The sequence below is a fragment of the Chryseobacterium shigense genome (assembly GCF_900156575.1).
In the GTDB taxonomy this organism is placed as follows: Bacteria; Bacteroidota; Bacteroidia; order Flavobacteriales; family Weeksellaceae; genus Chryseobacterium; species Chryseobacterium shigense.
This window is the reverse complement of record NZ_FTNY01000003.1, coordinates 355,466-371,138: the sequence shown is the minus strand read 5'-3', so window position 1 is coordinate 371,138 and position 15,673 is coordinate 355,466. Positions and strand designations below refer to the sequence as shown.

Here is a 15,673-nt window from a genome sequence, read left to right as displayed (position 1 = left end):
TTTGTGTTTTTATTTTATTCTTCGGGCCTTTTTAAATTTATAGGGAAGATTGGCCTTAATATATTCATCCAGTTTTTTCCTGTCTTTTTCCAGCTCTCGGGGATATGCCGGGCTGCTCTTTAAAACAATATCACCGTAATCCTCTATGGTACAAAGAAACTGTGCCGGATTGCCAATGAAAACCGTATTATCAGGCATCGATTGTGATAAAACGGAGTTGGCTCCCAAAATACAGTTATTTCCGATCTGTACATCGTGAGTGATCACACAGTTAATACCGATGGTGCTGTTATTCCCAATCTTGATTCTTCCCAGAATTCTGGCATCTTCATAGCCCGGAAGTTTTCTCAGAAGAGAGGTCGTTCCACCATGATTTACAAATCTTACCCCTGCTGCAATATTTACATCATTACCTATTTCAATGAGGTACGGTTCCGTTCCAAAATAAATTTTGTCCGGCATATTAAAGTTTTTTCCGACTTTCATTCCCTGATATTTAGCCACTTCAAGACTCGCCTTATTGATAAAGCTGTGACAGAAGGAATATATTTTCAATACGATTCTAAATATGAAGATCATTATTGTAAATTTGTTTTTTACTTTTGCAAAGAAAAAGAATTTATATGATAAAAGTTTCCAAAATAGAATATTATTTACCTGAAAAGGTTCTTACTAATGAGCACCTTGAGAAAGAATTTCCTGAATGGAGCTCAGATAGAATTCATGAAAAAGTGGGCATCAGGCAGCGTCATATTTCTTCAGATAGCGAGACGGTATTGGAGCTTGCTGTAAAGTCTTCGGAAAAACTTTTTGAGAATTATGACAGGAATAAAGTAGATTTTATCCTTTTCTGTACCCAAAGTCCCGATTATTTTCTGCCGACTACTGCCTGCATCCTTCAGGACAGGCTGGGACTTCGAAGAAATATTGGTGCTATAGATTTTAACTTGGGATGTTCCGGATTTGTTTATGGACTGGCTTTTGCTAAAGGATTAATCACAGCCGGTATTGCGAAAAGTATTTTATTGATTACTTCAGAAACATATACAAAGCATATCAATCCAAAAGATAAGGCGAACAGAAGTATTTTTGGAGATGCATCAGCATCAGTAATTGTAGAAAAAGATGAAAATGCTAAAGATTATCATTTCTGTCTGGGTACAGATGGAAGTGGTGCCGAAAATCTTATAGTAAAGAAAGGAGCTTTTAAAACTGATTTTGAGCTTAATTCGGAAAATAATTTTGAACCGGAAAATCTTTATATGAACGGACCCGAGATTTTTAATTTTACAATTGATAATGTTCCGGGGCTGGTAAAGGAAACTTTGGAAACCAATGGTCTGACAATGGATGATATAGATCATTTTGTTTTTCACCAGGCCAATTCCTTTATGCTGAACTATTTAAGGAAAAAAACCAAAATACCGGCAGAAAAATTTTATATTGACATGGAGTATACCGGAAATACAGTGTCTGCAACCATTCCTATCGCTCTGAAAAATATGCTTGATAAAGGAATGCTTAAAGAAGGAGACCGCGTATTGATTGCCGGTTTTGGCGTAGGATATTCATGGGGTGCAACGGTACTTGAAATTTAAAGAATAACATAAATATTAAAATAAAGAATATGAAGACATCCGTTTTTTTAGAGAAATTACAGGAAGAATTAGAAGAAGACGAAACACTTACACTTGAAACGAACCTGAAGCAACTGGAAAGCTATGATTCTATCAGTCTGCTTTCCGTGATTGCATTTGTTGATGAAAATTTCGATAAGAAAATTGATACAAAGCATTTTAAGGATATAGAAACCGTTTCTGATCTGGTGAATATTATTGGTAAAGAAAATTTTGAAGATTAATGAATCCGTTTTCGTTAAAAGATAAAATAATTCTAATTACAGGCGCTTCTTCCGGGATCGGAAGAAGCTGTTCTGTAGAATGCAGCAAAAGCGGGGCAGGCCTTATTCTTATCGCAAGAAACGAAGAAGAATTGCAGAAAACAGTATCTATGCTGGCTCCGGATACCAAAGTAGAAACAATTATTGCAGATATTACAAATGCTGAAAACCTTGAAGGACTGATCGCGGAAAAAGTAGCTGTTTTAGGAAAGGTTTCGGGATTTGTCCATTGTGCAGGCATAGAAAAAACACTTCCATTGAAGAAACATACCCCTCAACTGTATACAGATATCTTCGCCGTGAATGTGATTTCGGGTTTTGAGATCGCTAAAATCCTATCCCTGAAAAAATATAAAAACGAAATTTCTAGTTTTGTCTTTATTTCCTCAGTGGCAGGCATGGTAGGAGAGATCGGAAAGGCGGCTTACTCTGCAAGCAAAGGGGCTGTCGTTTCAGGAGCACGTTCTCTTGCCATGGAATTGTCAAGAAGCGGAGTCAGGGTCAACAGTGTGAGCCCGGCAATGGTAAATACCCCGATATTGGAAAAAATGTTTGAAAATATTGGTGAAGATGCTGCTGAAGAAATCCTTAAAAAACATCCATTGGGAATAGGGCAGCCTGAAGACGTGGCCAATGCATGTATCTTCTTACTTTCGGACGCCTCAAAATGGATTACGGGATCAAATCTTGTGGTAGACGGAGGATATTCCGCCCATTAATTTTTTTGATAAAGATCTTCAAGAATACCTTCCACCGTATCAAATATTTTCTGATTATCAAATTGATCCTCTATGCTTTCCAGATTTTTTCTGATCGTAGAAATAAGCTCCGGATTGGTAAGAAAAGTTTTCATAGCAGAATACATTTCATCCGTTTCATAATTGATGAGGTATCCGGTTTCCTGATCTCTGATCATTACACCTACATCTCCGGTATTGGTTGCTATAATGGGCTTTTGAAGGATCAGTGCTTCGGCAATTACCAGGGGCCACGCCTCTGATTCTGAAGGCAAAATAAAATAATCCGCATTTTTTACATAGGGATAGGGATTCATTCTGTTACCAAGCAAAATAAAGGTCTTTTGAACATTGTGTTTAGCGATCTGATCGGTGAGATTTTTCATCTCTTCTCCACTGCCGACCACTACAATACTGTGATGAAAACCTTCATCGATCAATCTTTTGTGAGCATCAATCAGTTTGTGGTATCCTTTTCTGCTGTGAAGGCGCCCTACAGAAACAAAAATCGGTCCTTCCGGAAGGGATTCTATCTTCTCTTCTGCTTTTTGCTTAATCTCATCGATAGGAATAGCATTGATCACCACGCTTTCCTTGGGGTATTTTAGATCCGGGTAATGGATGTGCATCAGGTCTTTGATCTTTTGCGAACAGTAGATCATATGGTCAAACTCCGGAAAGTTCTTAAGAATATCGGAAACCAGGGGTTGCAGAGAGAATACATTAATCTCAGAATGAAACCATCCCACTTTCTTGGATTCTCGGTTGCTTGAGTTGATGACGGATGAAAATGCTGAATAGGTAGGGGCAATCTCGATGTCAAATTTTTTATTTCCTAAAATACGGTCGGATCGTTTATGATTTTTCAAAGTACGGGAAAGCGTTAATCTTCTGCGGACCAACTGTAGCTTATGAATAAGGGGATTTTTAGAAAAATCTTCCCTGCCCTCTGTGAAATATACCTTTTTTACATGTTTCGGAAATTCATTTCTAAGTTCTCCCTGATTCAGATTCAGACATACAGTAATATCAAATTTTTCAGGATCAAGATTATGGAGAATACTGAGAATCACTTTTTCTACCCCTCCCATTTCCATAGAGCGGTGTCTGAAAAGTACATTAATTTTATTTTTCTTCATGATTAGCTAAAGACTTGTTGGACAAAGATTTTCAGCTTTTTCTTAAGCCTGAAAATGATTGAACTTTGATATTCGAGTAAACTATAAATTTCGGTAGAATTGTTGTATTCATTCGGAACCGCTTTACCATTGATCGTTTTAAGGTTTCGGCGCTTCATCGCATTGAAAATTACCTTTGCGAAATACTCACGGGATTTTGGCCTGTTTTCATTTTGAGAAATGCCGCCTGCATGGGTTCGGTAAAGGTAGTGAGCTTCATTGATAAAATGAACCTTTCCTTTTTCGTACATTTTTAAATACAGATCCTGATCTTCAGCAATTCTCATGACCGTATCCATCTTTTCGGTCTGGTTGTAAACGTCCTTTCTGAAACTTACGAAATGAACAATGTGAACAGGACAGTTGAAAAAGTAAGGATCACTATTGGGAACCCTCATTGTAAGTTTGGGAATCTCTATGGGAATAAGATTTTCATCACATTTTACAAATTTGGAGTAAGTAAGGACTACATCATGGTTCTTTTTAAAAATAGTAATACTTGAAAGTAATGCATTGGGTGAGATGGCATCATCAGGATCTACAAAACCACAAATATCACCTTCTCCAAGCTCGATAAGCTTGTTTTTTGTAACCCCTACACCGCTGTTTTGGGCATTCTCATATATTTTGAATCGAGAATCGTTTCCAACTATTTTTTGTATAACCTCTAAAGAATTATCGGTAGAACAGTCGTCCAGTATGATAGCTTCCCAATTGTCATATGTTTGTGCAATAATGGAATCGTAACAGGTTTTGAAAAATTTGCCATTATTGTAATTAGCTATCAGGATAGAAAACTTCATTGGACATATAAGTGTTTTTTGAATTAATAAATTTTTTACAAAGATAAAAATTAAACATTACGGAAAAATAATTATTTTTGTGGACTAAACTTTAACACAGTGAGTGAAATAAAAAGAGTTCTCAAAACATTTATGGGGTATTTGAAAAGACCCGATCTCTATCCGGAACTTGGACGGAAAATCATTAAAAATACAGTCAACAGAGGCAATGCGTTTAAAGGAAAGGATAAAACCAATTCCTGGGCTGCAGAACGATCTGTTTCCCAAAAGGAAGCTGTTTATCAGTTGTTTGGCCTTGAAATGCACGCTTTCAGTACTACCTATGCGGGTATTTTAAAAACCGCGGCACAGAGAGAAAAAGAATGTCCTGTAAAAATGGGCGGCCCCGGAGCTCTTGAGCTGATTTATTATGCCTGTGAATTTACCCATGCAAAACATGTGGTGGAAACGGGGGTAGCTTATGGATGGTCATCGTTGGCTTCTCTTTTGTCTCTGGAGAAAAGAGATGGAGTACTGTACAGTTCAGATATGCCCTATTTGGCACAGGACGGTGATCAGTATGTTGGGTATGTAGTGCCTGATGATCTCAAAAAAAACTGGAAGCTATTCCGTTTTGCAGATAAAGAATCACTTCCGAAAATTTTTGCTGAAAATTCTGCTTTTGATGTTCTTCATTATGATTCAGATAAAAGCTATAATGGAAGGATGTGGGCTTATGAAGTATTGTATAAACACCTCAGAAAAGGTGGAGTCTTTATCAGTGATGACATTGGCGATAATTCTGCCTATCAGGACTTTTGTGAAAAAAATAATATTGAAACCACGGTAGTAGAGTATGAAGGGAAATATATTGGAGTTTTCATAAAGTAATTTTTACACGTATTACATTAAAGAAAACTTTATGCTCTTTAATTCTATTGCTTTCCTCATTTTTCTGCCTGTAATTTTTATTTTATACTGGTGTATATGTCATAAAAATTATAAATTCCAGAATATGCTTTTACTGGCAGCCAGTTTTTATTTCTATGGCTGTTGGGATTGGCGTTTTCTGTTTCTTCTGGTGTTTTCCATATTGCTGGATTACTTTTCTGGGATTCAGATTGAAAATAGTAAAACAAAAAAGCAGGCCACATTCTGGCTTGTCTTAAGTATTACGATCAATCTGGGTTTCTTAGGATTCTTTAAATACTATAATTTCTTCATTGAAAACTTTGCTGAATTATTGAAAACATTTGGTTTTGGGGTCAATATGTGGATTCTAAAGGTGATTTTACCAGTTGGTATTTCCTTTTATACCTTCCATGGATTGTCATATGTTATAGATGTTTACAAAAAGAGGATCCCAGCGGAAAGAAATTATGTAGATTATGCTGTTTTTGTAAGCTACTTTCCATTATTGGTAGCAGGGCCTATTGAAAGAGCAACACACCTTCTTCCGCAGATTCAGCGAAAAAGATCTTTTGATTATGAAAAGGCAAAAGATGGAGTAGCACAGATTCTTTGGGGATTTTTTAAGAAAATGGTCATTGCTGATAATTGTGCCCCCATTGTCAATGAAATATTTAATAATTACCATACGGAAAGTGCCAGTAATCTTGTCTTGGGAGCGGTTCTTTTTGCTTTCCAGATTTATGGTGATTTTTCAGGATATTCTGATATTGCATTAGGAACCTCCAGATTATTTGGTATTGAACTTTTAAAAAACTTTTCATACCCGTACTTTTCGAGAGATATTGCAGAATTCTGGAGAAGATGGCATATTTCCCTTTCATCCTGGTTCAGAGACTATTTGTATATACCTTTAGGAGGAAGTAAGGGAGGATTGTGGATGAAAATCAGGAATACTTTTATCATCTTCTTGGTCAGTGGTTTCTGGCATGGGGCCAACTGGACTTTCATCATCTGGGGTGGACTAAACGCTTTGTTTTTCCTTCCCTTACTCATTGCTGAAAAAAACAGGCATAACCTGGAAGTAGTCGCGATGGGGAAAATTATTCCCTCATTCAGAGAGGTTTTTAGTATTCTGATGACTTTTACATTAACATGTTTTGCGTGGATTTTTTTCCGTGCAGCAAGTGTTTCTGATGCTATCGGGTATATTAAAGGAATTTTCAGTCAAAGTTTATTCTCCTTTCCCACTGCGTTCAGTCCGGTTTTATTCGGACTTATTTTCTTTATGCTTGGAATGGAATGGGCGAATAAAACTCAGGATTATGGTCTGAAAATTCAAGATAGAAAACCAATGATTCAGGCTGTTATTTATATTGTAGTAGCTTACCTGGTCTTGAATTTTGCCAATTTCGGGAGTAATGAATTTATATATTTTCAGTTTTAAATGAAAAGATTTCTTTCCATATTATCTTTATTTATAGCCATAATGTTTATCATTGGCCTGATAAAGCTTGCCTTAAGTCCCAACAGTAACTATTCTTATCCCTTTTTAAATGCCAAATTGGAATATTTAAAAAAGCATCCTGAATACAATCTTTATTTCATTGGAAGCTCGAAAATCAATAATCAAATTGACTGTAAATTGCTTGATACCAATATTAAAGGTTTAAAATCATATAATCTGGGGGCAAATGCCAGTTTCAATTTAGAAAATTTCCAAACGCTGGCCTATATACTTGAAAATCCATCTTTTAAACCGAAATATATCGTTCTTGAACTTCAGGATAAAATAAATATTACCAAGCTCAACCTGAAAACAGAAAGAAGCTTTGGTGCTTTTAACTATGAAAATACAATTTTTGCAAGTCAGTTTCAACGGGCTAATGGCAATGATAAACAGATTGTTTTGGCTTGGGCTTCATGGGTACTCAATGTTTTTCATTTTAATAAGTATAGTGATGAAAAGGCTGTTCAGACCAATTACAATCGTTTTGTTTATGAAGATCAGGGTTTTTCGCCACTGGAATACAGTGTCGTTCCAAGAACTAAAGAGAATCAGTTAAAAAGGGCCATTAAAGATAGGCTTGCCGGATATCATGCAGACCATGAAAAGCATCCTTTAAACAAGGCTTTGGTTGAAAAAATAAATGAAATCGCCGGAAAATGTAAAAAAAGAAATATTCAGCTTGTCATGTTTATTCCGGGACCGGCAGAACCAGATGCAAAAAAACTTGAGGTATATCAAGATAAATTCAGTGTTCCTGTCATCAGTCTTGTAGATCCGGATGAATATCCTGAATTTTATCTTTATGAAAACCGATGGGATTATGGACATTTGAATGAAAAAGGGTCTAAAATTCTTTCAAATAAGTTAGTTCCTTTTCTAAGAAATGTTTTGGAGAAGGATGCAGAGAAGTAAAAGTGCATATCAGGAGATTTACAACTCCTTGATTGCTTTAGTCACAATGAAATAAATGCTGTTTGAACAGTTTTCATGAATGAAGATAAGTCAGATTACCTTTACCCGATTTCTTGCAGCGATAGCCATCGTTATTTCTCATTTTAATAAAGATATGTTTGTCTATAAGACAGATTATATATCAAGCATATTTTTAAAAGCCAATGTAGGAGTGAGTTATTTCTTCATCCTTTCAGGCTTTATTATGATTGTGGCTTATCATAAAAAAGAAAAGATCGCCTATTTCGACTATTATAAAAACAGATTGGCAAGGATCTATCCGCTCTATGTTGTGGGGCTGCTGCTCTACCTTGTGACAAGATTTTCGAACTTCAGTATAGATAAGATGTTTCTGTATCTTTTGGGCTTACAGAGCTGGATTCCCGGCAAGGCAATGATCTTAAATTTTCCGGGATGGTCTATTTCTGTAGAATTTTTATTTTACATGATGTTTCCACTGCTTTATAATTATTTTTATTCTAAAAAAAATAAAAGCATCTGGGTGGCAGCTATTGTTCTATGGGGCATTACACAAGTATTTTCCCATCTTTACGAAGCGTCACCATCTTACAAAGGACCCCATACAGAAAGTCATGAGTTTTTATATTATTTTCCGCTGATGCATGTGAGCGAATTTCTCGTGGGAAATCTTGCCGGATTATTTTTTGTAAATAATTTTAAACAGAAAAATTATGATATTCCCGTAGTACTGGTCTTTACAGCGATTATGCTTGCCCTGATTTTCATTCCCCTTTTTTATCACAACGGGCTGATGGCATTGCTTTTTATTCCGCTTATTATTTTAATTTCCCGTAATAATGGTGTGGTAACAAAACTTTTTTCATTAAAGCCTTTGGAATATCTGGGTGAGGCGAGTTATGCAGTATATATTACCCATATTCCCATTCTTTATATCCTGAGAGAATTTTTGAAGTGGCAAAAGTACCAACTTGATATCAACAGTATATTCTGGATTTATCTGGTTTTCCTGATCCTTACTTCCATCCTGTTTTACCAATTTGTTGAAAAACCACTCAGAGATTATCTTAAAAAACTAAATATCAGATAAAATCTTTATTTTTGTACCCATAAACACAAAGGAAAAAACAATGAAAAACGTTCTCAATACAGCAACTGCATACCATTACAGCATAGATGCAGAACTTTCAAAGGTCAGCGAAAAAGACACCAGTAAGCAGACTCCATTGATGGACGGTACATTAAGGTTTTAATAAAATAAAAAAATTTATGTACAAAACGTTTTCGGAACTGAAAAAAGATCTCCGACGAGATATTTCCCAACTGAAAAAGATCAAGGTAGCATTACTAGGTGATACCGCTACACAGTTTCTCAATATTGCTTTGAAGGGAACTGCCATCAATGAAGGCTTTGAATTTGAAATGTTCGAGGCTGATTTTGGCCAGATTTCCAGACAGATTCTGGACCCTTCCTCAGAATATTATGAGTTTAATGCAGATTATACAATTATCTTTGAATCAGCTCATAAATTACTCAATCAATATTATAAATCTTACGACACCCAAGCTGCCTTTGCCGAAAATAAGATCTCATCTATAGAGGATCTTTACCGGACGATACAAAACCGGACGAAAAGCAGGGTGATCTATTGTAATTTTCCAGCGATTAACAATCAGATTTTTGGAAACTTTTCCAATAAAGTAGAGTCTTCCTTCGTTTTTCAGCTGAATAAACTTAATTATCTGTTGTCCGCACAAATTGGCATTGATAATGATAATTTCTTTATTGCAGATTTGAATTCTGTTCAGAATAAATGGGGAAGAGACTTTATGTTTTCACCCAGCATTTACGTAAATACCGAAATGGTGCTTTCACTGGATGCACTGCCCATTGTTGCCCATCACATCGCCAGCATTATTTTCTCTTTGGAGGGGAAATTTAAAAAATGTCTGATCCTTGATCTTGACAATACGACCTGGGGCGGTATCATTGGTGATGATGGACTCGAAAAAATCCAGATCGGAAGCCTTGGAATCGGAAAAGCATTCACAGAGTTTCAATACTGGATCAAAGCCCTTCAGAAAAGAGGTGTGATTCTGGCCGTCTGCAGTAAAAATGACGAAGATAAAGCCAGAGAACCTTTTGAAAAACATCCGGATATGGTCCTTAAACTGGACGATATCGCGGTTTTTGTGGCCAACTGGGATAATAAAGCAGATAATATCAGAAAAATTCAGAGTCTGTTAAATATTGGTTTTGATTCTATGGTTTTCTTGGATGACAACCCGTTTGAAAGGAATATTGTACGTGAAAATCTTCCTGAAGTATGCGTTCCCGAATTACCGGAAGACCCGGCTGAATATCTGGAATATCTATATGGATTGAATCTTTTTGAAACAGCAAGTTTTTCAGAGAACGATGCCGAAAGGACCAAACAGTACCAGGTAGAGGCACAGCGTGCAGTGGATCTGGACAGTTTTACCAATGTGGAAGATTTCCTGAAAAGTATGGGAATGATCTCTGAGGTAAAATCTTTTGACAGCTTTTCAAAACCCAGAGTTTCTCAGCTGACCCAGCGCTCCAATCAGTTTAACCTGAGGACGGTAAGGTACACCGAGCAGGACATCGATCATCTGATTCATTCGGAAGACCATTACACTTTTTCGTTTACACTGGAAGATAAATATGGAGATAACGGACTGATCTGCGTGATCGTTCTTGAAAAGAAAACCCAGGAAACACTTTTTATTGATACCTGGCTGATGAGCTGCCGTGTTCTGAAAAGGGGAATGGAGGATTTTACCCTGAATACCATCGTAGAAGCCGCAAAAAAGAATGGCTATAAATATGTGGTCGGAGAATATCTTCCAACCGCCAAAAATCAAATGGTCAAAGATCATTATCAGAGACTTGGGTTTGCTGAAGACCACCAAAAATGGGTTCTGAATGTAGATAACTACCAATCTAAACCAGTATATATCAACAATAAATAATAAAATTATACCTAAAAATATTATGAACAAAGATGAAATTTTAGCAAAACTGACGGGAATTTTCCATGATGAACTGGATAACGATGCGATCGTATTAAATTTTGAAACTACTGCTGAAGATATAGAAGAATGGGATTCTCTTTCTCATATCCAGCTGATTGTGGCTGTGGAAAAAGCTTTTAAAGTACGTTTTACATCCTCGGAAATTCAAAGCTGGAATAATGTAGGGGAAATGATAGACTGTATACTCTCCAAATAATGATCCTTCAGGAAAACCAGACTTTTAACCATCAGTTTAAAGTTGATGACCGGATCTACAGTGGCTTTATCTCTGTTTTTGATGATCGTAATGCTTTGCATACCGATGAGGAATTTGCAAAGAATAAAGGCTTTCAGTCTAAAGTAATGCATGGCAATATTCTGAATGGTTTCCTTTCTTACTTTATTGGCGAATTGCTTCCTACAGAAGATGTAATGATCCTTTCACAGAGCATCAATTTCAAAAATCCGGTGTATCTGGATGATGTCTTGCATTTTGAAGCGATACTGACAGATCAGTCGGAAGCTGTACGGGTGAATACCTTTGCCTTTAAATTCATCAATGCTGCGCTTAAAACAGTTGCTTCAGGTAAAATACAAATTAAAGAATTCTAGTGAAAAAAGTTGTTTTGACCGGAGGTTCGTCCGGAATTGGTAAAGAGATCAATATTTTCCTTTTGGAAAAAGGGTATGAAGTATTATTTACCTACTGCCATTCGGAAGGCTCTGCAAAAGAAATAGAAAATAAGTTTCCGAATGCAAAAGCATTTCATATCGATTTTACTTCCGGAGAACAAATGACCGGTTTTCTGGCTGAAATTGAAACTTTTGATCCGGATATTGTGATCAATAATTATTATAGCGGAAGTTTTATAGATACCTATTTCCATAAAACAGATGCTGAAAAAATCCTTGAAGATTTCAAGAACAATGTGATGCCCGCTCTGCAAGTCACCCAGAAATCTATCCAGATTTTCAGAAAAAAGAAACTGGGAAGAATTATCAATATTCTCTCTTCATCCATGGTTTCCCCTGCGATGGGAACATCGGTATATAATTCCAATAAGGCCTATCTGCTTCAGATGAGTAAAAGCTGGGCGGTTGAAAATGTGAAATTTGGGATTACCTGTAATTCTGTTTCTCCATCTTTTATCCCAACAGATTTTCATAAGGATATGGATGACAGAATGAAGGAAATGATTGTTGCCGGTTATCCGCTGAAAGATAAACTTGAAGGGGGAGATGTGGCCAATATTATAGAACTCTGTATCAAGGGTGGAAAACATTTTAACGGAAACCATCTCTTTGTGGATGCTTCCCATTATTAATAAGATTTTAAACAAAGATTAATGCAGTTTACCTCTATTGCTTTTTTCCTATTTTTCACCGCTGTTTTCGGACTGTACTGGCTGGTATGCCAAAAGAATCTGAAATTGCAGAATTTTTTGCTGCTGGCTTCCAGCTATATTTTTTATGGATTTTGGGACTGGAGGTTTCTGGCGCTTCTGGTTGGAAGTTCTATGATTACTTATTATTTAGGACCCAAAATCAGTGAAAGCACCGGGAAGACCAAGAAAATTTATCTTAATACAGGTTTGGTTCTTGCTATAGGAACTCTGTTTTATTTTAAATATTTTGGCTTTTTTATTGATTCATTTGCTGACCTTTTTAATATTCAAAATAAGCTGACTCTCAGTATTATTTTACCACTGGGAATCAGTTTTTATACTTTCAGAATGGTGAGTTATTTTCTTGATATTAAGAATAATAAACTAAAACCTGAAACAGATGCTTTGGCGCTTTTCAATTATATTGCTTTCTTTCCAAGTATGACTTCCGGACCTATTGATAAAGGTGGACTTTTGCTTCCCCAGCTAAAAAAGGAAAGGACTTTTACAGCAGAAGAGGGAGCTGATGCAGCAAGGCAGATTCTTTATGGAGCATTTAAAAAACTGGTTGTTGCCAATAGTATTACTCCAATTACACAAGGTATTTTTCAAAATTATGAAGCGCATTCAGGAAGTACGGTGGCCTTCGGTGCCATTTTGTTTCTGTTTGAGCTGTATGCTGATTTTTCAGGATATTCGGATATGGCAATAGGGTTTGCAAGGCTTCTGGGCTTTAGGATTACCAAAAACTTTGCTTTTCCGCTCTTTGCGCAGAATATTGCAGAGTATTGGAGAAAGTGGCATATATCGCTTACTTCATGGCTTACGGAATATGTTTTTACACCTTTGGTGATTCAGTTCAGGGATTACGGAAAAAGAGGTCTCATCGCAGCGATTATTCTTAATTTTATACTGATCGGGGCGTGGCATGGACCCAGATTTACTTTTGTTCTGTTTGGACTGCTTCACGGGCTTTATTATATTCCTTTGATTGTGAAGGATAAGCTTAATAAAAAGAAAAAAATAGCAGGAACCTTTCCGACTCTTACAGAGTTGGGGAATATAGTACTGACAATGGTAATGGTGTGTTTTGCACTGGTTCTTTTTGCTGCACCCGATCTGAAAGCGGCTTTAGGGATGTATGGAAAGATTTTCAGTATTTCACTTTTTTCTGTTCCTCAGTTTATTAAGATTAAAATACTGGGATTAATTGGGATTCTGATTCTGATTGATTGGATGAATAAAGATCATGAACATGGGCTCGATGTCAAAAGATTAAACCCTTTGGCGAGAAGAGGTCTCTATGTTTTTCTTATTTTCCTGATCATGTATTACGGAGTGTTTTCAAACGGAAGTTATATCTACGAACAGTTTTAATATGAGAAAGTTTTTATTTAAAATATCGTTCTATATCATTGGGATAGCAGCAGTGTTGCTATTACTGGGGTCTTATGCGGATGGCAACACCGACGATAATTATATGCATTTTGCCGTTGAAAAACCGCAGAATATTATTTTGGGAGATTCAAGAAGTGTTCAGGGCATTGTACCGGATGTTTTGAAAACTAAACTCTCTGTCCCTTTTGACAATTTTTCCCTGAATATCGTACAATCACCTTACGGACCGATTTATTTTAAAGCTTTAAAAAGAAAACTGGACCCGGATACCAAAAATGGAATTTTTATCCTGACCGTGAACCCATGGAACCTATCACTCAACAATATTGTAAAGAAATCAGAGGATTTTCCTGAAGAGAACTCTCCGTTTAAGAATATGTATTTTTATAATATGTCTCCCAACTACGAGTATCTGATTAAAAATTTAGACAAAAGCTGGTTCAGAATATACCTTGACAGAGAAGAAGTAGGAAGATCCAATACCTTTCTTCATAAAGACGGTTGGATGGAAGTGCAAATAGACATGAACAAAGATTCCGTAGCAGCCAGAACCGCTGAAAAAACAGAGTATTACAGAGCTATGTTGGAGAATTATACGCTGTCTCAGGAACGGATAAAAGCGCTTACTGATATCATCGATTATCTGCAACCCAAAGGGAAAATTTATCTGGTCCGCATACCAACCTCTAAAAATATCATCACCCTCGAAAACAAAAGATTCCCGGAATTTAACGGATTGATGAGAGATCTGGCCAGGAAGAAGCATATTAGGTTCTATGATTTCTCCAACCGTCCCGATGATTATGTCTATACCGACGGGAATCATATGTTCAGGGAATCCGGGAAAGTTCTTACTTCACAAATTGCAGACTCTATTAAAACGAGCCTGAAAAAATCAGAATAAACGATCTCTGAAATTAATATTATAAAGTCCTGAGCGGATGCTTTTGTAATCTGTCACCAGATATTTCAGGATCATCCCCCATTTTTTCATTAGCGGGGCATTGGCGATCTGAAAGCTTCGGTACATCCTGCTGATGTGCTGTTTTACATGGTCAGGTATTTTTTTCTCATCATCAGCCCATCGGTCAACTTCTTTCCATAAAAGGATACGGGTACTTGCAGGATTGATTTTTTTTGAATCTACCATCGTGATACGGTTGTTTTCATGTACACCTCTGATGGCCACGGCCTCATCCAGAATTCCGGGATAGAGATCGAGATAGAAAGAAAGGCGAAAAAGAAATTCGGTATCCTGATGAAGCCTTAAATTGGTTCGGAATAAGAGGTCCATTTTTTTCATTAGTGATTCTTTACGGATGGTAAGAGCATCAATGCTGAAAAGGCCAAAACTTCCTAACATATGAATCTGTCCGAGAAAAACATCTTTTGGACTGTGCCGTTCATAAACGGTCATCAGCTTGTCTTCAAATAGGGGATAATACTGCTTTTTAGCTTTTTCAGAATAATAATGGGTGCCAAGAGCTCCGTAAACACCCTCCACTTCAGGTTTTTTGAAAAGTTCTTTTTCCGCATCAAACCGGTTGGGAAGGAAATAATCATCTGCATCCAGAAAAGCGATGAAATCTCCGCTAGATTTTTCTATCCCCAGATTTCTGCTAGGTCCGGCTCCGTGGTTGCCTTTATCCGGATGCTGATAAAGCTGTACTTTTTCATACCTTTCGGCAAGTTGTACGCAAACCTGAAGGGCATTGTCCGGAGATTTGTCTTCTACCAGAATCACTTCATGCACTTCATCAAATTGCAGGGCAGATTCTACGGCCTGAGAAACAAATTCTTCAGCATTGTAAACGGGAATAATTACTGAGATTTTCATTTTTAATTAAAATTTTCGACGACAAAGATAATATTCTATAAAGCTTTATAGCTGCTTTACTTTCAAATAGT

General features: G+C 36.7%; 18 protein-coding genes. 14 read left to right on the top strand and 4 right to left on the bottom strand.

Annotated elements, in window-relative coordinates; genetic code table 11:
- Positions 1-9: 9 nt before the first annotated feature.
- Positions 10-579 (bottom strand): acyltransferase, encoded by a 570-nt coding sequence (locus BW964_RS11240; RefSeq protein WP_076507232.1) that lies wholly within the window; start codon positions 577-579, stop codon positions 10-12.
- 44 nt (positions 580-623) lie between these two features.
- Between BW964_RS11240 and BW964_RS11235 the strand changes: the two genes are divergently transcribed.
- Genes BW964_RS11235 through BW964_RS11225 form a run of 3 tightly spaced genes read left to right on the top strand, consistent with a single transcriptional unit; the run spans position 624 to position 2,619 of the window.
- Complete coding sequence (locus BW964_RS11235; protein WP_076507230.1) at positions 624-1,598, top strand: 3-oxoacyl-ACP synthase III family protein; 975 nt, start codon at positions 624-626, stop codon at positions 1,596-1,598.
- A 29-nt stretch (positions 1,599-1,627) separates the two neighbouring features.
- Positions 1,628-1,861: a phosphopantetheine-binding protein gene (locus BW964_RS11230; RefSeq protein WP_076507228.1), complete on the top strand. Its 234-nt coding sequence runs from the start codon at positions 1,628-1,630 to the stop codon at positions 1,859-1,861.
- Positions 1,861-2,619, top strand: a complete 759-nt coding sequence (locus BW964_RS11225) for an SDR family NAD(P)-dependent oxidoreductase (protein ID WP_076507226.1) — start codon at positions 1,861-1,863, stop codon at positions 2,617-2,619. The genes BW964_RS11230 and BW964_RS11225 overlap by 1 nt, the downstream gene beginning before the upstream one ends.
- On the opposite strand, the gene BW964_RS11220 is transcribed toward BW964_RS11225, so the two are convergent.
- Both BW964_RS11220 and BW964_RS11215 read right to left on the bottom strand, forming a co-directional pair.
- Complete coding sequence (locus tag BW964_RS11220) at positions 2,616-3,776, bottom strand: glycosyltransferase (protein ID WP_076507224.1); 1,161 nt, start codon at positions 3,774-3,776, stop codon at positions 2,616-2,618. The two genes, BW964_RS11225 and BW964_RS11220, sit on opposite strands and share 4 nt — an antisense overlap.
- Before the next feature lie 2 nt (positions 3,777-3,778).
- Positions 3,779-4,618, bottom strand: coding sequence for a glycosyltransferase family 2 protein (locus BW964_RS11215; RefSeq protein WP_076507222.1), 840 nt, complete (start codon positions 4,616-4,618; stop codon positions 3,779-3,781).
- Between the two features lie 99 nt (positions 4,619-4,717).
- Here BW964_RS11215 and BW964_RS11210 point away from each other — a divergent pair, with 99 nt between their 5' ends.
- The 11 genes from BW964_RS11210 (at position 4,718) to BW964_RS11165 (ending at position 14,669) form a co-directional block, all read left to right on the top strand.
- Positions 4,718-5,488, top strand: a complete 771-nt coding sequence (locus BW964_RS11210; RefSeq protein WP_076507219.1) for a class I SAM-dependent methyltransferase — start codon at positions 4,718-4,720, stop codon at positions 5,486-5,488.
- Between the two features lie 31 nt (positions 5,489-5,519).
- Positions 5,520-6,953 carry an MBOAT family O-acyltransferase gene (locus BW964_RS11205; protein WP_076507218.1) on the top strand — a complete coding sequence of 478 codons (1,434 nt, stop codon included), beginning with the start codon at positions 5,520-5,522 and terminating at the stop codon, positions 6,951-6,953.
- On the top strand, positions 6,954-7,928 hold the full coding sequence (locus tag BW964_RS11200) for a hypothetical protein (RefSeq protein WP_076507216.1): 975 nt from the start codon (positions 6,954-6,956) through the stop codon (positions 7,926-7,928). It begins immediately after the preceding gene.
- Positions 7,929-8,007: 79 nt separating this feature from the next.
- On the top strand, positions 8,008-9,036 hold the full coding sequence (locus tag BW964_RS11195; protein ID WP_076507213.1) for an acyltransferase family protein: 1,029 nt from the start codon (positions 8,008-8,010) through the stop codon (positions 9,034-9,036).
- 40 nt (positions 9,037-9,076) lie between these two features.
- The gene (locus tag BW964_RS22835) at positions 9,077-9,199 is read left to right on the top strand and encodes a hypothetical protein (protein ID WP_262484541.1); all 123 of its coding nucleotides are present in this window, start codon (positions 9,077-9,079) and stop codon (positions 9,197-9,199) included.
- Positions 9,200-9,215: 16 nt separating this feature from the next.
- Entirely contained in the window at positions 9,216-10,940 is a 1,725-nt protein-coding gene (locus tag BW964_RS11190) for an HAD-IIIC family phosphatase (RefSeq protein WP_076507211.1), read from the top strand.
- Between the two features lie 22 nt (positions 10,941-10,962).
- Positions 10,963-11,199 carry an acyl carrier protein gene (locus BW964_RS11185; protein ID WP_076507209.1) on the top strand — a complete coding sequence of 79 codons (237 nt, stop codon included), beginning with the start codon at positions 10,963-10,965 and terminating at the stop codon, positions 11,197-11,199.
- Positions 11,199-11,594: a MaoC/PaaZ C-terminal domain-containing protein gene (locus tag BW964_RS11180; protein WP_076507207.1), complete on the top strand. Its 396-nt coding sequence runs from the start codon at positions 11,199-11,201 to the stop codon at positions 11,592-11,594. Before BW964_RS11185 ends, BW964_RS11180 begins: the two co-directional genes overlap by 1 nt.
- A complete protein-coding gene (locus tag BW964_RS11175) occupies positions 11,594-12,307 on the top strand; it encodes an SDR family oxidoreductase (RefSeq protein WP_076507205.1) in 714 nt (237 codons plus the stop codon). Before BW964_RS11180 ends, BW964_RS11175 begins: the two co-directional genes overlap by 1 nt.
- Before the next feature lie 21 nt (positions 12,308-12,328).
- The gene (locus tag BW964_RS11170) at positions 12,329-13,744 is read left to right on the top strand and encodes an MBOAT family O-acyltransferase (protein ID WP_076507204.1); all 1,416 of its coding nucleotides are present in this window, start codon (positions 12,329-12,331) and stop codon (positions 13,742-13,744) included.
- 1 nt (position 13,745) lies between these two features.
- Positions 13,746-14,669 (top strand): hypothetical protein, encoded by a 924-nt coding sequence (locus BW964_RS11165; RefSeq protein WP_228431996.1) that lies wholly within the window; start codon positions 13,746-13,748, stop codon positions 14,667-14,669.
- Here the strand turns inward: BW964_RS11165 and BW964_RS11160 are convergent.
- Positions 14,661-15,602 carry a glycosyltransferase family 2 protein gene (locus tag BW964_RS11160; RefSeq protein WP_076507202.1) on the bottom strand — a complete coding sequence of 314 codons (942 nt, stop codon included), beginning with the start codon at positions 15,600-15,602 and terminating at the stop codon, positions 14,661-14,663. The two genes, BW964_RS11165 and BW964_RS11160, sit on opposite strands and share 9 nt — an antisense overlap.
- Positions 15,603-15,673 lie beyond the last annotated feature (71 nt).